Origin of the sequence: Microvirga alba (assembly GCF_015694465.1) — a bacterium.
Lineage (GTDB): Bacteria > Pseudomonadota > Alphaproteobacteria > Rhizobiales > Beijerinckiaceae > Microvirga > Microvirga alba.
The window spans coordinates 743,671-762,068 of the sequence record NZ_JADQDO010000001.1; the positions used below are offsets into that span (position 1 = coordinate 743,671).

Annotated in this window: 15 protein-coding genes; 7 read left to right on the top strand and 8 right to left on the bottom strand. The window is 61.3% G+C overall.

Going from position 1 to position 18,398, the window contains the following annotated elements; genetic code table 11:
* Window positions 1–24 precede the first annotated feature (24 nt).
* Complete coding sequence (locus I2H38_RS03405) at window positions 25–570, bottom strand: GNAT family N-acetyltransferase (protein ID WP_196270377.1); 546 nt, start codon at window positions 568–570, stop codon at window positions 25–27.
* A gap of 310 nt (window positions 571–880) precedes the next feature.
* The gene (locus I2H38_RS03410; RefSeq protein WP_196270378.1) at window positions 881–1,786 is read right to left on the bottom strand and encodes a nucleoside deaminase; all 906 of its coding nucleotides are present in this window, start codon (window positions 1,784–1,786) and stop codon (window positions 881–883) included.
* Between the two features lie 241 nt (window positions 1,787–2,027).
* Here I2H38_RS03410 and I2H38_RS03415 point away from each other — a divergent pair, with 241 nt between their 5' ends.
* Window positions 2,028–2,687 (top strand): glutathione S-transferase family protein, encoded by a 660-nt coding sequence (locus tag I2H38_RS03415; protein ID WP_196270379.1) that lies wholly within the window; start codon window positions 2,028–2,030, stop codon window positions 2,685–2,687.
* A gap of 244 nt (window positions 2,688–2,931) precedes the next feature.
* Here I2H38_RS03415 and I2H38_RS03420 read toward each other — a convergent pair whose 3' ends face one another.
* Window positions 2,932–3,804, bottom strand: coding sequence for a MurR/RpiR family transcriptional regulator (locus I2H38_RS03420; protein WP_196270380.1), 873 nt, complete (start codon window positions 3,802–3,804; stop codon window positions 2,932–2,934).
* A 99-nt stretch (window positions 3,805–3,903) separates the two neighbouring features.
* On the opposite strand from I2H38_RS03420, the gene I2H38_RS03425 reads away from it, so the two are divergent.
* The 6 genes from I2H38_RS03425 to I2H38_RS03450 are packed head-to-tail and all read left to right on the top strand — an operon-like array spanning window position 3,904 to window position 10,291.
* Complete coding sequence (locus I2H38_RS03425) at window positions 3,904–5,514, top strand: ABC transporter substrate-binding protein (protein ID WP_196270381.1); 1,611 nt, start codon at window positions 3,904–3,906, stop codon at window positions 5,512–5,514.
* A gap of 38 nt (window positions 5,515–5,552) precedes the next feature.
* Window positions 5,553–6,530, top strand: coding sequence for an ABC transporter permease (locus I2H38_RS03430; protein WP_196270382.1), 978 nt, complete (start codon window positions 5,553–5,555; stop codon window positions 6,528–6,530).
* The gene (locus tag I2H38_RS03435; protein ID WP_196270383.1) at window positions 6,527–7,438 is read left to right on the top strand and encodes an ABC transporter permease; all 912 of its coding nucleotides are present in this window, start codon (window positions 6,527–6,529) and stop codon (window positions 7,436–7,438) included. Before I2H38_RS03430 ends, I2H38_RS03435 begins: the two co-directional genes overlap by 4 nt.
* Window positions 7,438–8,418, top strand: a complete 981-nt coding sequence (locus I2H38_RS03440; RefSeq protein ID WP_196270384.1) for an ABC transporter ATP-binding protein — start codon at window positions 7,438–7,440, stop codon at window positions 8,416–8,418. The genes I2H38_RS03435 and I2H38_RS03440 overlap by 1 nt, the downstream gene beginning before the upstream one ends.
* Window positions 8,415–9,422 (top strand): ABC transporter ATP-binding protein, encoded by a 1,008-nt coding sequence (locus tag I2H38_RS03445; RefSeq protein WP_196270385.1) that lies wholly within the window; start codon window positions 8,415–8,417, stop codon window positions 9,420–9,422. Before I2H38_RS03440 ends, I2H38_RS03445 begins: the two co-directional genes overlap by 4 nt.
* A complete protein-coding gene (locus I2H38_RS03450) occupies window positions 9,419–10,291 on the top strand; it encodes an alpha/beta hydrolase (protein WP_196270386.1) in 873 nt (290 codons plus the stop codon). Before I2H38_RS03445 ends, I2H38_RS03450 begins: the two co-directional genes overlap by 4 nt.
* Window positions 10,292–10,457: 166 nt before the next feature.
* Here I2H38_RS03450 and I2H38_RS03455 read toward each other — a convergent pair whose 3' ends face one another.
* From I2H38_RS03455 to ppk2, 5 genes are all read right to left on the bottom strand, one after another.
* Entirely contained in the window at window positions 10,458–11,876 is a 1,419-nt protein-coding gene (locus I2H38_RS03455) for a M20 family metallopeptidase (RefSeq protein WP_196270387.1), read from the bottom strand.
* A gap of 675 nt (window positions 11,877–12,551) precedes the next feature.
* The gene (locus tag I2H38_RS03460) at window positions 12,552–15,737 is read right to left on the bottom strand and encodes an efflux RND transporter permease subunit (protein ID WP_196270388.1); all 3,186 of its coding nucleotides are present in this window, start codon (window positions 15,735–15,737) and stop codon (window positions 12,552–12,554) included.
* Window positions 15,738–15,741: 4 nt separating this feature from the next.
* On the bottom strand, window positions 15,742–16,860 hold the full coding sequence (locus I2H38_RS03465) for an efflux RND transporter periplasmic adaptor subunit (RefSeq protein WP_196270605.1): 1,119 nt from the start codon (window positions 16,858–16,860) through the stop codon (window positions 15,742–15,744).
* Between the two features lie 150 nt (window positions 16,861–17,010).
* Window positions 17,011–17,412, bottom strand: coding sequence for an ATP synthase F1 subunit epsilon (gene atpC / locus I2H38_RS03470; protein WP_196270389.1), 402 nt, complete (start codon window positions 17,410–17,412; stop codon window positions 17,011–17,013).
* A 35-nt stretch (window positions 17,413–17,447) separates the two neighbouring features.
* On the bottom strand, window positions 17,448–18,218 hold the full coding sequence (gene ppk2, locus I2H38_RS03475) for a polyphosphate kinase 2 (protein WP_196270390.1): 771 nt from the start codon (window positions 18,216–18,218) through the stop codon (window positions 17,448–17,450).
* Window positions 18,219–18,398 lie beyond the last annotated feature (180 nt).

Sequence of the window (18,398 nt, forward strand, 5' to 3'; positions counted from 1 at the left end):
TAACAATGTGAAATCCTGCTTTAGTCAGTGTTCCCGAGTTTCCAATGAGGAATCGGAAGCAGACAACGCAATCAGCTTGGAGAGAATGAAATTCTCGTGCTGTTCATTTTCCAGGTGGAAAAAAGTTGAGCCATTCCGCAGGAAGGCATGTTGCTCATAGAAGCGCAACGCGTTCGTATTCTCATGATTGACTGCGAGCCAGACGGACGTGATCCCAAGCTTGTCGCAATAAGCCAATGCGTATTTTAGCAGGGCGCTTCCTATGCCGCGCCCAACAAAGTGCTCTTGGACATAAAGCTTGGCGATCTCTACACGAGATTCCGGATCGCTTGGGATGGGCGAGTTCAGGATCAGCCGCAGGTATCCGAGAAGATGCGCATTTTCCTCGTACACAACGAAAACCTGGTTCTCATCGTTCACGCTTGCTGCAATCTTCTCGGGGGTGAATTCTGCCAGAACGTAGTCGGAGAGTGCGTTCCTCAGTCCACTTTTCGCGTAAGTATGGAGCCAAACCTGGATCGATAGGGCCGCCAAATTACTGGCATCGGAGGTCGTGGCTATGCGTATCATCGACTTTCTTCCCGCCGTGCAAGGCAACAGCCGCCTTGTGACGGGGAGCAATCTACACGCTGAAGTTCTGGCTTTCATTCGCCGGCAATCGAATGGCTGGGTACGGCGCGGGGAAGTTGTGGAATACCGGGTTGTGAGCGGATTTATGTGATCCGGAGCAGGGCTCCTTGTGTCGGCGAAAGACCCAAGGTCGCCCGATGGGCGGCCTTGCTGTTGTAGGCTCTACGAGATGAGCGCTCCGCGTGAGGCGGATTGATGCGGGCGCCAGTCCCGGCGCAACGCCTTTCGGTCCGCTCCGCAGAGTCTTGCTTCAGTACTGAAGTTTCTTGCTGCGTTTCCAAAGGTTGAACGCATCGAGGGAGTTTGCGACGGACGACTGAAGCGCCCTGACGCCCTTGCGCTCACGGTAAGGCTGCGCGAGTTCCGCATAAAGAGCCTCATCCGAGAAGCTGGCTCCTTGCACGGCGGCGTCGTAGCGCGTCGCCGCGAAAACGAGTTTAGGGATGCGAGCCCAATAGATGGCTGCGTAGCACATCGGACAGGGCTCTGCGGACGAGTAGATGACGCAGTGCGACGTCGCGCCTTTCTGAGGAAGCTTCGCCTCCTCCTTCTTGATGCCGTCGAGGCTGAACACCCCGAGCTCACGGCAGGCGGCGCGGATGGCCGTGACCTCCGCATGGGCCGTGGGATCCCGCCATTCGGGCACGTGGTTATGATTGCGCCAGTAACGGATGACCTCGCCGGTCTCATCGTCGATCTGGAGGATGACCGCCCCGAAAGGGCCGCCGCCGCTCTCGACCGAGATGCGGGCTTCATCCGATGCCATCCGCATCCATTGATTGCCCGCGACTTCGATGCCGTCATAAACGCCCGCGGCCTTGATGTTGTGAGCGTGCGACGGAACATTCCGGCAGAGCGCTTCGGGCTCGATCGTGCATTTGGGGTCGTAGCCGTTCCACTCCTGGACGTAGCCGAACAGGGGACGATCCTTCAGCGGAGCCGGCTCGCCCTCATAGGGCTTCCCCCATGGAATGGCCGACATGTTCGTCGTTGCCGGATTGTAGGGATAGCAGAAGTTCCCGTCGGCCGGCGTCGCGGCAAAGGTCGGGCGTGTGCTCGTGGCCCCAGCCGCCAGACCGCCGATCGCGGCAGCAAGGCCGCGCAGCAATCCCTTGCGGGTCAGTCCGTGATGATGGCTAGGATCGTTGCAAGTCATGAGGTCCCCCAAAGCGCCCGGGCGGCGCGGCGTGCTCAAGCTAAGCTATAATAGATCAAGCTTACAGAGGGTCTTCTCATGTATATTCTTCATGAACCCTACGTCAGAGCGATTTATATGTTTGAAGTTGAGGCAGCGCGCGATGGCGCTTGTTCCAAGGCCGGGTCGGGCCCGCGCCTGCGTTTGCGTGTTACGCGGGTTGTGCTCTATTGGCGCCATCAGGACATGTCAGGGGACAACGATGACCTTGCAGCTTTTTGCCCATCCTTTCTCCTCCTACTGCCAGAAGGTGCTCGTTGCGCTGTACGAAAATGGCACCCGTTTCGAATTTCGCACGCTGGGTCCCGACGATGCGCAGAATGCGGCCGAGTGGATGGCTCTGTGGCCGCTGAAGCGCTTTCCTGTGCTTCTGGACGAGGGCTGCACGGTGGCGGAGGCGAGCATCATCATCGAGCATCTCGGGCTTCATCATCCCGGCCCGGTGCAACTCGTTCCGGAAGACCCGCGCGCCGCGCTTTCCGTGCGAATGATGGATCGCTTTTTCGACAACTACATCATGACGCCGATGCAAAAGATCGTGCTCGACAGCATCCGGCTGGAAGAGGCACGTGACCCCCACGGCGTGACGGAGGTGCGCAACCTGCTCGACGTCGCCTATCACTGGCTCGACGGTGTCATGGCGGCCCGCGAATGGGCGGCGGGTGATGCCTTCAGCCTTGCCGATTGCGCGGCTGCGCCGGCCCTTTTTTACGCGGATTGGGCGCATCCGATCAGCGACGCGTTTTCTCACGTGCATGCTTACCGACGCCGCTTGCTCGCGCGCCCGTCCTTCGCGCGCGCCGTCGACGAAGCGCGGCCCTATCGCTCACTCTTCCCGCTCGGGGCGCCCGATCGCGACTGAAACCTGGCAACTGAGAGCGCTCGGTTCACGAAGCTGTCTGTTCGGGGCCCGGATTTATCAGACGAACATTTGGCGGCGGATCGAATTAGCGAGCCGTCGCACGACCTTGCTTGCAGTCCGCCTCTGACACCCTTTCCGGAGATTCAAAATCCATTTCCAGGGCCCGATGGTGGAATTTCGAAGGAACTCGCGGTCCTGATCCGCCTACCGATCTCGATCGCCAATGATGGATGCGGTGCATGAATCATTGATGAAACGTCCAAAGCAGATTTTCGCTCAGCTCCTTGAGGGCTTCAACGGCATCGGGACGTTCGCGCGCGACGGCTGTGATCAGTGCGTCGGCGAGTGCGAAGGTCGCTGATGGAGAGTTCGGCAGCAGCCGGTTGCGTGCCGGAGCAAACAACGTCATGTCTGCCATTCGCGCGAGCGGCGATGTTGGTGCGTCAGTGAGGGCCAGCACGACCGCGCCGCGCTCTTTGGCAAGGCCCGTCAAGTCGAGTGTGGCGCGCGAGTAGCGGGGCATCGAGACCGCGAGCACGAGATCGTTTGGCCCGGCCGACATCATATGCCGGATGGCCCGTTCCGGGCCGCCCCGCGAAGCCGCGAAGATCACGTTTGCGTCGAGATAAAGCGCCAGCCCGTCCTCCAGGTAAGCCGCAACGTGGTGGCTCGCGCCGGATCCGACGATGAAGATGCGGCGAGACTGGAGCAAAGCCGCGATGGCACGCGTCGAGACGTCCTCCTCCAATGTGGAGATCGCCTCCTCGAGATTCGCCGACTGATCCTTCAGGGCAGTGACGAGCGTCGCGAATGTCGACCCTGCGATCGCGCGGGCACCGGCGAGGCTGTCGACTGGCGCGAGCGCGAGTTTCAGGGCCGACGACAGGGCGGTCCGAAATTCGCCATAGCCACTGTAGCCAAGGGTCCGCACGAAACGCGTCACCGTCGCCGTCGATGTGCCGCTTCTCTCGGCGAGACCCTCGATTGTCATCGTCGCCGTGTCGAGTGGGTTTTGCAGCACGAAGTCCGCCGCGTTGCGATGTGCGTTGCTAAGCGATGGATAGACAAGCGCGATCCGGTTGGCGAGGTCAGTCGTCGGCTTCAAAGCAGGTGACATCGCGGCTCCAGACAGATTGACGTCATAAAATTTTCATGATTTCTAATCTGAGAAAATAAAACTGTCAAAATGACGTAACAAGGGAACGGAGAAATATCGATGCGCAGCCGTATTATGTTTGCATGCGTTGCTAGCACCTGCCTGCTCGCTGCCCCCGCCTGGGCGCAGTCGTTGCGGGTCGCGCTCAGTTCAGAGCCGACCGCGATCGACCCACACTATCATGATCTGTCGCCTAACAATGCCCTTGCTCTCCACATTTTCGAGGGCCTGACCAAACAGGACGAGAAGCAGAAGCTCCATCCGGGACTGGCGACATCCTGGGAGAACGACGGCAAGAACAAGTGGACATTCAAGTTGCGCCAGGGCGTGACGTTCTCGAACGGCAAGCCCTTCTCGGCCGACGACGTGGTATTCACTTTCTGCCGCACGTTGAAGAATGAGACCGCAATCGCTGGCTCCTTCGCGGACATCACAGGCGCCTTCGCCTCGGTCGAGGCGCCCGATCCGCAGACCATCGTCATCACCACGAAGAGCCCTGATCCGCTGCTTCCGAACTTTCTCGCCAGTGTCGGCATCTTGAGCTCATCGATCATTCCGCATGACAAGTTGAGCTTCGATGTCGCCAAGAACTGCGGCGTAACGGGCGCATGGCCTGTTGTCGGAGACTTTAACGACGGTAAGCTCGCCATCGGCACCGGGCCCTACAAGTTCAAGAGCTATACGCGCGGTTCTAGCATCGAGCTGGAGCGCAATGCGAGCTACTGGGGGCAGGCCGAGCCTTGGGAGAGCGTGCGTTTCCTGCCGGTACCCAATGCCGGCCCGCGCCTCGCCGGTCTGCTTGCCGGCGATTATGATGTAATCGAAAATCCGGCTGCGCGCGATCTTGGTCGTCTCAAGGACGACAAGCGCTTCGGCTATGTGGTCACGCCGTCGACACGGGTGATCTACTTCCAGCTCGATGTCGCGCGCGAACCGAGCCCCTTCGTCAAGGCGGAGAACGGCAAGAACCCGCTCAAGGATGAGCGCGTGCGCAAGGCGCTGTCTCTGGCCATCGATCGCGACGCCATCGTCAAGCGCATTATGGACGGTGCAGCCGAACCAGCCTACCAGTTCCTGCCGACGGGCATGTTCGGCACACTGCCTAACCCGCCCGCGCTGCGTTACGATCCGGCGGCGGCCAAAAAGCTCCTCAGCGAGGCCGGTTATCCGAATGGCTTCCAGCTCACGCTCGCGACGACTAATGATCGCTACATCAACGACAGCCAGATCACGCAGGCCGTCGCTCAATACCTGACGCAAGTCGGTATTCGCGCCGAGGTCGATGCCATGACCCGCGCGGTCTACTTCCCGCGGCGCTCGAAGAAGGAGTTCAGCGTGGCGCTCGGCGGATGGGGCTCGACGAGCGGGGAGGCTTCTTCCTTCCTGCGCCAATGGCCTGCCACGCCGGACGAAGCCCAGACGATCGGTGGCTCGAATTACGGGGGTTATTTGGATCCGGATTACGACAAGCTGATCCGCGCCGCCATTTCGACGCTCGATGATGCCAAGCGCTCGGAGCTTCTTCAGCAGGCCGGTGCAAAGGTTCTCGAAAGCAATGCCTTCATCCCGCTTCACTTCGAAAGCACGGTCTGGGCTTACAAAGCCAATCTGAACTATGTCGGACGCTCCGATCAGTTCACCATGGCCATGTCCGTCAAACCGGCGAAATGAGCGATGGGTGAGAGCATCAGTACTCTGATCCGCGCGTCATGACGGCCTATGTTCTGCAGCGACTGATTCAGAGTGTTCTGGTTCTGCTCGCAGTCTCGGTCGTGGTCTTCTTTGCCGTCTACGGCATTGGAGACCCGATCGAACTTTTGGTGCCGCCGCAGGTAAGTGCCGCCGAGCGGGCGGCACTGGTCCGCCGACTTGGGCTCGATCTCCCTGTCTGGCAGCAGTACTTCACCTTCATGGGCAACGCCCTGAAGGGCGATCTCGGGCGCTCGTTCGTGCACGGCGTGCCCGCGATCGAACTCATTCTGGCCAGACTGCCGGCCACCTTCGAACTCGTTCTTCTGGCGATGAGCCTGGCGGCGGCAGTTGGCGTGCCTCTCGGCCTCCTGGCCGGGCTCGATCCTGAAAGCCGCCCGGCTCGCTTGATCATGGGCGGAACGGTTCTCGGCTATTCGCTGCCGAGTTTCTGGAAAGGCATGATGTTGATCTTGCTCTTCGGCGTCGCGCTTGGCTGGCTGCCGACCGCGGGGCGCGGTGAGATGGTCTCGGTTTTGGGCTTTCAGACAAGCCTGTTGACCGTCGACGGGCTTCGGCATCTCCTTCTGCCGGCGCTCAACCTCGCCATTCCCAACATGGCGTTGATGATCCGGCTGGTCGCGGCCGGCACCACCGAGGCCATGACACAGGACTACGTCAAATATGCCCGTGCCAAAGGCGTGCGTCGCAAGCGCATCGTCGGTCGGCATGTGCTGCGCAACATCCTGATTCCTGTCGTCACCGTGGTGGGCATCGAATTCGGCAGCCTCGTCGCCTTTTCGACGATCACTGAAACCGTTTTCGCCTGGCCGGGCATGGGCAAGCTTTTGATCGACAGCATTTACCATCTCGATCGTCCGGTGGTTGTTGCCTATGTGCTGTTGGCGACTCTGCTGTTCGTTCTGGTGAATTTCCTTGTCGACATCCTCTACGCGGCGCTCGATCCGCGCGTGAAGCTGACCGGAGAGATGGCATGAGCCCGTCAGGATCGAGCACGCAGGGTATCCCGGCTTACGCCGATACCCCCTTGCGGCAAAAGGTGCTTCGCCGCATCCGAAGCCGCCCGACAACGCGCGGGGCCGCAATCCTTCTCGGCGGATTCGTGCTTCTCGCGCTGCTCGCCCCCTTCATCGCGCCTCAGAACCCACACGATCTTGCCTCGCTGAGCGTGATGGACAATCGCCTTGCGCCAGGCACGGGCGGTATGACCGGCATGGTCTACTGGCTCGGGACCGACGCCCAGGGCCGCGACATGTTGAGCGCCATCCTCTACGGCCTTCGGACCAGCCTTCTGGTCGGGTTGTCGTCGACTGCTGGAGCCCTTGCCATCGGCGTTGCCGCAGGTCTTGTCGCCGCACAGCTGGGAGGAGCCGTCGATGCCGCAATCATGCGCGTCGTCGACTTCATGCTCGGCTTCCCTTCGATCCTTGTTGCGCTCGTTCTTCTCGCGTCGATAGGCCGAGGGGTGGACAAGGTGATCATCGCGATCATCCTGGTGCAATGGGCGCAATATGCCCGATTGATGCGGGCATCCGCGCTTGTCGAGCGGCGCAAGGAATATATCGAGGCCGCCATCAATTTCGGTTTGCCGACGCGCCACATTATGCTGGCACATCTTCTGCCGAATTCGATCGGATCGGTGCTTGTCGTTTCGACGATCAGCATCGCGGGTGCGATCACGCTCGAAGCGACCCTGTCGTTCCTCGGCGTCGGTGTACCGGTGACGCAACCTTCGCTCGGTCTTCTGATCGCCAACGGTTTCGAGTTCCTGCTCTCCGGCGAATACTGGATCGCGGTCTTCCCCGGCATCGCTCTCGTGCTGTTGATCATGTCACTCAACGTCGTAGGCGACCGTCTGCGTCGCAGCTTCAACGTGAGGGCCTGATGACAGCGCCACTGCTCGAAGTTCGTGGTCTCAAGACCGTGTTCCATGCGCTCGATGGCGCATGGCCGGCGGTTGATGGCGTCGATCTCGTCGTGCGGCGGGGCGAAGTGCTTGGCCTCGTCGGAGAATCGGGATCCGGCAAGTCCGTGACCGGCTTCTCGTTAGTCCAGCTCATCGATGCGCCGGGCGAGGTTATCGCCGGTGATGTGCTCTTCAATGGGGAGGATTTGCGTCTTGCCTCTGGCGAGCGATTGCGCAGCCTGCGGGGAGATCGCATCGCGATGATCTTCCAGGATCCGTTGATGACGCTGAATCCCGTGCTCAGCATCGGCGAGCAGATGTGCGAGGCGATCCTGGAACATCGCGACTGCAGCAGACAGGATGCTTTGAACGCGGCCGCGAAGGCCCTGTCGCGTGTCGGCATCTCATCTCCCGAGACCCGGCTGAAGCAGTTTCCGCACGAATTCTCCGGCGGCATGCGCCAGCGCGTCGCGATTGCGACGGCGCTCCTGAACGAACCGGACCTCATCATCGCCGATGAGCCGACAACCGCCCTCGATGTCACGATCCAGAGCCAGATCCTGTATGAGGTCCAGAAGCTCAGCCGCGAATCCGGCACCGCGATTCTGTGGATCACGCACGATCTCGCCGTGGTCGCCGAACTCGCCGATCGGGTAGCCGTGATGTATGCTGGGCGGATCGTCGAGACGGGTCCGGTGGACGATATCCTCGATCATCCGCTTCATCCCTATACGCTCGGCCTGCTCAACTCGTCAGCGGCGACGATCAACCCCGGAGAGCGGCTGAAACAGATCGATGGCGCGGCCCCGCGTATCGACTCTCGTCCGAGCGGTTGTCCGTTTCGCCCACGTTGTGAGCGGGTTCTGCCATCCTGCGCGGAAGAGGACCCGATGCCGCAAATCAGAGGCGAGCGCATCTTCCGCTGCCACAATCCCGTTCCCCACGGCGAAGCGTCATGACCGAGCCCTTCTTTGAACTGCGCGGCGTGAAGAAGCACTACCGCGGCAAGTCGACGTTCGCCGAACGAATCCTCGCAGCTGCTGGGCGGGGAGCACCACCCCGCACTCTGCGCGCGGTCGACGGCGTCGATCTCACTGTCACGCGCGGCGAGGTGCTCGGGCTCGTCGGCGAGTCCGGATGTGGCAAGTCGACGTTGGCACGCATCGCGACGGGCATTCTCAAGCCGAGTTCCGGCGAGGTCGTCTACGACAGGCAGCCGGTCGCAGCGCTCAAGGGCAAGGAGCGGCTGGATTTCCTGCTGAAAGTCCAGATGATTTTCCAGGACCCTTATGCGTCGCTCAATCCACGCATGCGCGTGAGCCGGATCGTGGGCGAGGCGCTCAGCGTCCATCGTCTTTTGCCGAAGAACGAGATCGACGCTGCGGTCGACAAGGCGTTGACGGAGGTCGGGCTCGATCTCGCTTATCGCGACCGCTACCCGCATCAGTTTTCCGGCGGCCAGCGTCAACGCATCGGCATCGCCCGCGCACTGGTGGTGAAGCCTGATTTCCTTGTCTGCGACGAGCCGGTTTCGGCGCTCGATGTCTCGATCCAGGCGCAGGTCATCAACCTGTTCATGGATGTGCGCGAGCGGTATGGGCTGACCTACCTCTTTGTCAGCCACGACCTCGGCATCGTCCGGCATATCAGCGACCGGGTCGCGATCATGTATCTCGGACGCATCGTCGAGATCGGCTCCGCCGCCGCTATCTTCGCTGAGCCCGCCCACCCCTATAGCGCTGCGCTGATCAAGGCGAGTCCGTCCGCGACGCGCCGCAAGCACCAGTTTCAGCCGCTCACGGGCGAACTGCCTTCACCGCTCGCGCCACCGAGCGGTTGCCCGTTCCATCCGCGCTGTGACCGCGCCATGTCTGTTTGCCGCGAGGTTCGCCCCGTTCTCACAGAAATCGCGCCGGGCCGCAGCGCTGCCTGCCATTTGCATACGTCTCCGGAGTCCGCATGACGACCGCCTCACTCAGCCCTGAAATCGGCCGCAGCACGCTGCCTTTCATCGATCAGTTCCACCCCGACCGGCCGCTCGAAGTGAACTTCTATCGCCCGGCCGCGCATGGGCCGGACGATCCGGTGGTGATCGTTCAGCACGGTATGCTCCGCAACGGCGACGACTATCGCGATTTCTGGATTCCGGCCGCGGACAAGCATCGCATTCTGATCGCCGCGCCGACCTTCTCCAATGACCATTTCCCGCAGGCCGAGAGCTACAACAATGGTCTCGTGATCGATGGCGATGGTACCGTGCGGGCACATGAAAACTGGCTTTACAGCATACCGAGCCGTGTCTTCGCCGCGCTAAGACAAAGCGGTGTGACCCGGCGCTCCCAAGCGCGGCTCTTTGGCCATTCAGCTGGCGGCCAATTTGCGCATCGTCTGCTCGCGACGCAGGATCATGCTTCCTTTGACGCTGTCATTGCAGCCAATCCCGGTTGGTATACCTTGCCGACGCTGCAACGCTCCTTCCCCGAGGGGCTTGGAGGGATCGGGCTCGACGAGGCCACCTTGGAGCGTTGGTTCGCCTATCCGATGAAGATTTTCGCAGGCGATCAGGATATCGCCACGGACGATCCAAACTTGCCGGCTCAGGCGGAAGCTTTGGCGCAGGGGCCGTCACGTTACGCCCGCGCTCACTTCGTCTACGACTTCGCCAAGCGTGAAGCGGAACGACTCGGCTTGCCCTTTGGCTGGCAGTTGATCACCGTTGAAGGTATTGGTCACGACGGCGCCGCAATGTCGCGCGCTGCGGCAGCCTACTGGTTTGAAGGCCGCATTCCGTCAGCCGAGGAGCTGGCGCCAGAGGCCACCCTAGCGCTGTGATACCTGTCCCTCGGGACGACCATAGACATCGGCCGTTTCACAAGCGGTCGATGTTGTGTTGCGCTTTGCGTGCAAAAGCTATCCGAAGCTGACGACACTCAAGATCATTGCGTCACCGGCGAACAGATCCGCAATCGGGTCCGTCCGCCGGTGGCTCGCGAAACGATCAGGTGCGCGACATGTCGAGCGGCGGCTCGACGCCATCCTTGAGCGGGCTGACATAAGGCGTTGCGCGGGTCTGCGCGGCGAGATCGGCCTTGGCCGCTTGCAGCAGGGAAGCGTCCGTGATCGCGGCCATGCCGGTTGCAGCCATGGCCTTTGCCACATGGACCATGGCCTTATGCGCTGCTGGCGCCTTGCCCTGAGCAACGATCTGCCACGTGTGGAACGGGGTGCCGATGGCCACCGTTGGCGCATGGGCCTGAACCGTCGGCACGACCCAGCTGACGTCGCCGATATCGGTTGAGCCGATCATCGGCTTGCGCGGTGAATCGAGCGGCACAAGGAAATCGGCGAGCGGTGCATCGGTCTGCGGTTGACCGATCGCGCGGTAAACCGATGCGAGCTCCTGCGCCGACAGAGTCGAGCGGATTTGGCGGGCGAACTCCCGATCCTCTTCGTCAAAAGGCGGCGGCCCGAGCTCGTCCATGGCATTGTACATGGCCCGCTCCAGGGCGTTGTTGCCGAGGGTGTTCGACACGGCGCTGACGATGCGCATTTCGACGCTCGTCTCAGTCATCAAAGCCGCGCCCTGCGCGATCTTGTGCACGCGCTCGACCAGTTCGAGCATGCCGGGAAGGTCCATCGCGCGGATGGAATAACGCACACGGGCATGAGCCTGCACCACATTCGGCGCGATACCGCCCGTATCAAGGAGGGCATAATGCACGCGCGCATCGGACGGCATGTGCTCGCGCATGTAGTTCACGCCGACATTCATCAGCTCCACGGCATCGAGCGCACTGCGCCCGAGGTGAGGTGAGGCGGCGGCGTGGGCTGCGCGTCCGGTGAAGGTGAAATCGGCACGCGTGTTGGCCAGAGACAAGGCCGGGGCCACTTCCCAGAAACTATAGGGATGCCATGAGATCGCGATATCGGCGTCGTCGAATGCGCCTGCGCGTACCATGAAGGCCTTGGCGGCGCCGCCCTCCTCGGCAGGGCAGCCGTAGTAGCGCACGCGCCCGGGAATCTTGTTTTCGGCGAGCCAGTTCTTCAGGGCAACGGCAGCGAGGAGGGAGGCCGATCCGAGCAGGTTATGGCCGCAGCCGTGCCCGTGCCCACCGGCCTCAATGGGACGATGCTCTGCGACGCCGGCTTCCTGGCTGAGGCCCGGCAGCGCGTCGTACTCGCCGAGGAATGCGATGACCGGTCCGCCTTCACCCGCCTCGCCAATGACTGCGGTGGGAATGCCGGCGACGTTCTCGGTGACGCGAAATCCCTGGTGCCGCAATTCCGCGGTGTGTTCGGCTACGGAGCGGACTTCGGTGTAGCAGACCTCCGGCATTCCCCAGACCCGGTCACTCAGAGCGATGAGCCTGTCCTTGGCCGCATCGACCTGCTGCCATATCTCATTCCGATTGTTCATTTCCGACTCCAAAATCCATCGCGCGAATAGCGCATATGAACGATGCAGAGGAAGCGAGTCTACCCATAACGAAGGGATCAGCGGCAACTTCTATGGAAGCTTCAGCATTGCCATCCATTCGGCGATCATTCGAGTGCTGTCTGTGGCAAATGCCTCATCGAGCACTTCAGTTTTCTGGATGCGATCGACACGGAAATGCCGGTAGGTCCCTTGAAGCTCGCACCGGGGGGATTGTGTCTTGTCTGCGATGTCGCGATATCGCGATAAATGGCGCGCGTCGTCACTTCCAATTGCTTGGCCAGGTACCGCCACTGTCGTTGGCTGCGATTTCCCCCGAAGCCAGCATGGACCCCCCTTGCTCCCCTGTGGGTCTGGTCGGCATTCGGCGCGGCCATCGCTAGTTCCATTGGGCCCATCAACTGAGAAGACATACGAAACTGCAATGCTTCAACCTCCGGTGCTCGCGCACTGCAAGCATTGACCGATGAGGTTGCGGCCAGAGCACACGCATCAGGCATTCCTGCAGACTGCGTCGCGTTGACCCGCCTCCTAACTTTCATCCGACGGCAATGAGAGGCTCAGCGATGGATGCGCGTGTGAGGAGAAAGGAGCCGGCGCGCGAAGGCCTCCAACCGTCCCCCCGCGAAATCCTTGTTACGCAATCATGCGCGATGATCATTCCGCAGCTTGACCAGGGGGCTCGGATTCCGATGGTGCGGCGGCGGTCGACGGCTCTTGCCCCTTCATGCCGATGGTTCGCTTGATCCTTTCCCGAAGGCCCTGGAACAGCACGTAGAGTGGCGGGATGACGAAGATCCCGAGGAATGAGGCAAGGATCATGCCGCCAAACACCGGGGTGCCGACGTTGCGTCGAGCCAGTTCGGAAGCACCTGTTGCGACGACGAGCGGATAAAGACCGAGGATAAAGGCCAGCGATGTCATCATCACGGGCCGGAAGCGCAATCGCGCTCCTTCCGTGGCCGCCACCAACAAGGGAACGCCTTTCTCCCTCTGTTCCTTTGCGAATTCCACGATCAGAATGCCGTTCTTCGCGGCGAGCCCGATCAGGACGATCATCCCGATTTGTCCGTAGAGGTCGAGTGTGAGGCGGCCCACAAGGATGCCTGCGAAGGCTCCCAGCACACCGACGGTCACCGACAGCAGCACCGGAACTGGAATCGTCCAGCTTTCATAGAGGGCCACGAGGAACAGGAATGCGAAGAGCACTGCGAAGCCGAGGATGATTCCCGTCTTTCCCTCCGCGCGCTTTTCCTGAAACGCGGTGTCGGTCCACTCGCCTGCAAAGCCTGACGGCAGCGTGCGCGCTGCGACCTCTTCCATTGCCGCGAGCGCCTGCCCGGACGACACACCCTCAGCCGGACTGCCCTGAACCGTAACGGCGCGACGGTTGTTGTAGCGGATCAGGGAAGGGGGACCGACAATCACCCGTGCCTCAAGAAGGCTTCGCAAGGGGACCATCTGCCCCTCGGCATTGCGGACATTGATGCGGTAGATGTCATCGACCTTCGTCCGGTCGACAGCCTCGGCCTGGACCTGGACCTGCCACGTGCGGCCGAACAGGTTCATGTCATTGACGTAATATCCCCCGAGCGCGGCCTGCAACGCCTGGAAGACGCTGTTCAACGGGACGCCGAGGATTTGGACCTTGTTGCGGTCGATGTCGAGGAAAATGGAAGGGCTCGTGGCCGAGAACGTCGTGAACACGCGGGCCAATCGCGGCTCCTGGTTCGCCGCCACCGTCAATCCGCGCAGCACCTGGGCAAGTGCCTTCGGGTCGCCTCCGCGCAGATCCTTCAGGACATAGGTAAAGCCGCCGCCTGTGCCGAGGCCGATGATCGGCGGCGGCGCCAGAGGCACCACCGCGCCACCTGGGATCTGTCGGAACTTTGGGCCGAGACGCGCAATCACCTCGGTCGCGCCGAGAGAGCGATCATGACGCTCCTCGAACGGCTTCAACGTGACCACGATGAACGCCGCATTCGCCTGGGAGTAGTTGTCGATGAAATTCAGTCCGATCACGGACGTGAAATCGGCAACGGCTTCTTCTTCTCGCAGGACGGCCTCGGCACGGCGGATCACATCCGTCGTCCGTGCGACGGAAGCTCCGTCCGGCAATTGCACGACCACGAAGAAGGCACCTTGATCGTCCTCCGGCAAGAATCCGGTGGGTGTGATTTTCGAGAGCCCGAATACTCCGAGGGCTGCAACCAGGGCCAAGACCAACCCAATGATCGAGAAGCGGACAATCCGGGCCACGGCAGCGCCGTAGGCATCACGCACCCGGTCAATGGAGCGCATTATGAAACCGATCACGCCTCGGCGCGGCCCATGATGAGGTCGCAGCAGCACGCCGCAGAGGGCCGGCGACAGCGTCAAAGCATTAATCGCCGAGAGGAACATGGCAACCGCAACGGTCACCGCGAATTGGCGGAACAACTCGCCCGAGATGCCGGGAATAAAGGCCACGGGCACGAAGACCGAGAGCAGCACCAGCGTGATGGCGATAATCGGCGCGGTGATCTCCTGCATTGCCTTCTTGGTCGCTTGCTTGGGCGATAACTCGGGATGTTCCTCCATGACCCGCTCGACATTTTCGACCACGACGATGGCGTCGTCCACGACGATGCCGATGGAGAGCACGAGGGCGAGAAGTGAGACCGAATTGGCGGAGTAACCAACCGCCTTCAGCGCGATGAAAGTGCCGACGAGGCTCACGGGCACCGCGAGGGTCGGGATCAACGTCGCCCGGATGCTGCCGAGAAACAGAAAAACCACGAGCACGACGAGGATGAAGGCCTCGATCAAGGTCTTTTGGACCTCATGGATGGTATCGGTGACGAAGACGGTCGGATCGTATGTGACCTTCCATTCCAGGTCTTCCGGGAAATCCTTGGAAAGTTCCGCGACCTGCTTCTTGACCGCGTCCAATGCTGCGATCGCATTGGCGCCGGGTGATTGGTAGATCGCCGTCACCGCCGCCGGCCCACCATTGAACAGCGTCTCGCGGTCGAGATTGGCTGCGCCCAACTCCAGGCGCGCGACATCGCCGAGTTGGAGGACGGATCCGTCGGGATTGGTGCGCAGGACAATCTTTTCGAAGTCCTCGACCGAGCTGAGACGCCCCTTCGTTTGAATATTGAGCTGAAGCTGCTGATCGTTGGAAATGGGGCGTGCGCCGATGCGCCCGACGGCCGCTTGAACGTTCTGAGCCTGGATTGCGCTGATGACGTCGCCAGTCGTCAGTCCGAGGCCCGTCAGCCGGTCGATCCGCACCCATGCGCGCATGGCGTAGTCCTGCGGACCCCACAGAGTGGCGTCGCCGACACCGGGCGTGCTCTTGATCTGATCGAGGATATTGATCGTGACGTAGTTCGAGATGAACAGGGGATCGTGCGTGTGCTTGGGCGAATAGAAGGCGACGACGCCGAGCAGGGCCGATGATTTCTTCTTGACCGTCACACCCTGGCGCTGAACGTCCTGGGGCAATTTGGAGAGCGCGACCTGCACCCGGTTGTTGACGTTGACGGAGTTGATGTCCGGGTCCGTGCCGAGTTCGAACGAGGCAGTCAGCGTATAGCTGCCATCGCTGCCGCTCACGCTTTTCATGTAGATCATCTTGTCTACGCCGACGACCTGCGACTCGATAGGCTGGGCGACCGTCGCATCCACGATTTCAGCCGAAGCGCCGGGATAGTTTGTTGTGACGGAGACCTGGGGCGGGACGATGTCGGGATATTGTGCGATCGGAATTGCCAGGAGCGCCAGCAGACCGGCGATTGTCGTGACGATCGCGATGACGATGGCTAGCCGAGGTCGGTCTACGAAGATTGAGGACAGCATTGGCTTAGATCCCGCCCGGTGTCGGGGATATTGGGCTCGCGCGCACGGGTATCCCTGCACGCACGCTCTGGAGCCCTTCGACAATGACCTGATCGCCTGCCGACAGGCCCTCCTCGATGATCGTTCCAGCACCGATTTCGCCGCCGAGCTTGACCCGTCGCATGGCGGCTTTGCCATCCTCGACGACGAAGACGTAGATACCGGCTTGATCGGCGATCAGCGCCGCTTGCGGGATCACGACTTTCTCCTCCGGGGCTCCTGTTTCGAGAAGGACACGCACGAGCTCACCGTCGGTGAGGACACCGTTCGGGTTTGGAATGCTGGCGCGGGCGATCACGGTGTCGGTGGTGCGATCAACCGTCACGTCGAGGAAGTTGAGCCTCCCAACCTGGTCGTAGGTCGTTCCGTTGGAGAAGCGTATCCGAACATCGATTCCCTTTGGGTCGGTCTGGCGCCCGGGTTCGGTCCGTCCCAGGAATTCGCGCTGGCTCACGGGGAATGTGACATACATCGGGTCCTGGCTGACGATCATCGCCAGAACGCCGCTATCGGGCCCAACGACATTGCCCGCCGTCACGTTGGAACGACCGATCCGTCCGGTGATCGGCGCCGTGATGCTCGTGTAACCGAGATTGATTTGTGCGGTGCGCAGGTTGGCTTCGTCGGAAGTAACAGCTCCCTGCGCTTGGTCTTCGAGAGCCCGCGCCTGGTCGCGAGCCACAGCGGTTCCGGCGCTCTTCGCCAACAACTCTTCGGCACGTTGCAACTGTATCACGGCAAGGGTGTGTGCTGCCTTGCTGCGTTCGAGGGCACCCTTCGCCTGCTGGACGTCAGCCTGAAACAGTCCCTGCTCTATTTGATAAAGCGGAGCACCCACTCGAACAACGTCGCCTTCCGTGAAAAGCACGTCCTCGAGATAGCCTTTCACGCGGGCCCTGATTTCAACGCGGTTAGGCGCTTCGACGCGGCCAACGAATTCCGCGTTCTTCGAAATGGGCTTCCGCTCGGCATTGATCGTGCCGACAGGAATGGCGGAAGCGGGGGCCTGCTGCGCCGCCGCGGGAAGAGCGAACCCGCACAATGCCAAGGCGCAGGTGGCGACCCACCTGACGGCTACAATCATATGGCGGCCCATCCGGGCTCGTCTATCGCGTTCATCGATCGGAAGGTCCCGGCGAGCAGCCATGTTCCATTCCTCCGCAGAGTTTGGCCCCTCGTTTAACGTCTGTTCGGATTGCCATCCCTGGCCTGGGCTCCCGAACGAAGCCTTTTCCTAAAACGAGAGAGTGACCCGCATCTGTTCCAGTCGGCTCAGAGCGAAATCCATCTCATGCCGTGCGGCATCGTCTCGCGTCGCCTCGCGAAGGGTTTCCACGCGGATGATCTCCTCAGCGAGGCGCTCGCGGGTGAGCTCCTCTGGCGGAAGAACCCGATCGGCCAATACGGTCACGCTCTCGCCGGTAATTTCGACAAAGCCCCATCGGACGAAAGCGCGATGGCCATGGCCCTGGACATCCGTGACCGTAATGAACCCCGGCTGGAGCGTCGCCACGGTCGCCTCGTGGCCGGGCATGACCGTCATGTCGCCGGCGGATCCGGGCAGCATGACCGCCCGCACATCGCCGGAGAAGATGAGACGCTCGGGGGATATCAACTCAAACCGGATGCTCGCCATGCCGATAACTCCTTGCGCGTGGTGTTCGACGGCCCTCAGTAGAGTTGCGGCACGACGTGGTTCGCCGGCAGGCCTTCCGCGATGCCTTTGGGCTTGGCCTGGGGTTTGGGGACCTTCGGCAAATCCAATTTGATCTTTTTGTAGGGGATCATGCTGAGCATATGGGCGATCAGGTTCAGTCGCGCGCGCCGCTTGTTGTCCGCCGGCACGATGTACCATGGGCATTCCGGTGTGTCGGTGTCGCGCAGCATCTCCTGATAGGCGGCCGTGTAATCCCACCAGCGGCGCACCGACTCAGTGTCCATCGGGCTCAGCTTCCAATGCTTGATCGGATCGTCGATGCGGTCGGCGAAACGCCGTTGCTGTTCTTCCTGGCTCACATCGAGAAAATACTTCAAAAGGATGATCCCGTTACGCACGAGCTCCCGCTCCACAGACGGTGCGAGGCGTATGAACCGCTGGTACTCGTCCTCACCGCAGAAACCCATGACCCGTTCCACGCCGGCCCGGTTGTACCAGGACCGGTCGAACAGCACGATCTCGCCGGCGGCAGGAAAATGGGCGACATATCGCTGGATATAGAGCTGACTTTTCTCGCGCTCCGTTGGAGCCGGCAACGCCACGTGCCGGAAGATCCGGGGGCTGACCCGTTGCGTGATCCTGCTGATGACGCCGCCCTTGCCGGCGGTGTCCCTGCCTTCGAAGACCACGATGACCCTCGCTCCCGTCTCCTTGACCCATGTTTGCAGGCGCACGAGTTCTAGCTGGAGCTTCCTCAACTCGCTCTCGAACTCCTTACGTTTCATCTTTTGGCGCTCGGGGGCCTCGTCACTGCCACCTTTTTGTTCTGAGGAACGTTGCTGGCTCACCTGTTGCTCCTCCGGTTCGCGGCCTTTGCGGAAAAGTGAGGCTTGTTCTCTGAATGTGGCGCAGCTGGCGACAATAGGAAGTGGTCGCCCGCTTCAGTGTTTTACCAACGCTGCTTT

Bases quoted from the DNA above. Each gene is read 5' to 3' on its own strand.
- I2H38_RS03410 (WP_196270378.1), bottom strand. From the start codon at position 1,786: ATGACTTGCAACGATCCTAGCCATCATCACGGACTGACCCGCAAGGGA.
- I2H38_RS03430 (WP_196270382.1), top strand. From the start codon at position 5,553: ATGACGGCCTATGTTCTGCAGCGACTGATTCAGAGTGTTCTGGTTCTG.
- I2H38_RS03460 (WP_196270388.1), bottom strand. From the start codon at position 15,737: ATGCTGTCCTCAATCTTCGTAGACCGACCTCGGCTAGCCATCGTCATC.
- I2H38_RS03450 (WP_196270386.1), top strand. From the start codon at position 9,419: ATGACGACCGCCTCACTCAGCCCTGAAATCGGCCGCAGCACGCTGCCT.
- atpC (WP_196270389.1), bottom strand. From the start codon at position 17,412: ATGGCGAGCATCCGGTTTGAGTTGATATCCCCCGAGCGTCTCATCTTC.
- I2H38_RS03435 (WP_196270383.1), top strand. From the start codon at position 6,527: ATGAGCCCGTCAGGATCGAGCACGCAGGGTATCCCGGCTTACGCCGAT.
- I2H38_RS03440 (WP_196270384.1), top strand. From the start codon at position 7,438: ATGACAGCGCCACTGCTCGAAGTTCGTGGTCTCAAGACCGTGTTCCAT.
- ppk2 (WP_196270390.1), bottom strand. From the start codon at position 18,218: ATGAAACGTAAGGAGTTCGAGAGCGAGTTGAGGAAGCTCCAGCTAGAA.
- I2H38_RS03465 (WP_196270605.1), bottom strand. From the start codon at position 16,860: ATGATTGTAGCCGTCAGGTGGGTCGCCACCTGCGCCTTGGCATTGTGC.
- I2H38_RS03455 (WP_196270387.1), bottom strand. From the start codon at position 11,876: ATGAACAATCGGAATGAGATATGGCAGCAGGTCGATGCGGCCAAGGAC.
- I2H38_RS03415 (WP_196270379.1), top strand. From the start codon at position 2,028: ATGACCTTGCAGCTTTTTGCCCATCCTTTCTCCTCCTACTGCCAGAAG.
- I2H38_RS03445 (WP_196270385.1), top strand. From the start codon at position 8,415: ATGACCGAGCCCTTCTTTGAACTGCGCGGCGTGAAGAAGCACTACCGC.
- I2H38_RS03425 (WP_196270381.1), top strand. From the start codon at position 3,904: ATGCGCAGCCGTATTATGTTTGCATGCGTTGCTAGCACCTGCCTGCTC.
- I2H38_RS03420 (WP_196270380.1), bottom strand. From the start codon at position 3,804: ATGTCACCTGCTTTGAAGCCGACGACTGACCTCGCCAACCGGATCGCG.
- I2H38_RS03405 (WP_196270377.1), bottom strand. From the start codon at position 570: ATGATACGCATAGCCACGACCTCCGATGCCAGTAATTTGGCGGCCCTA.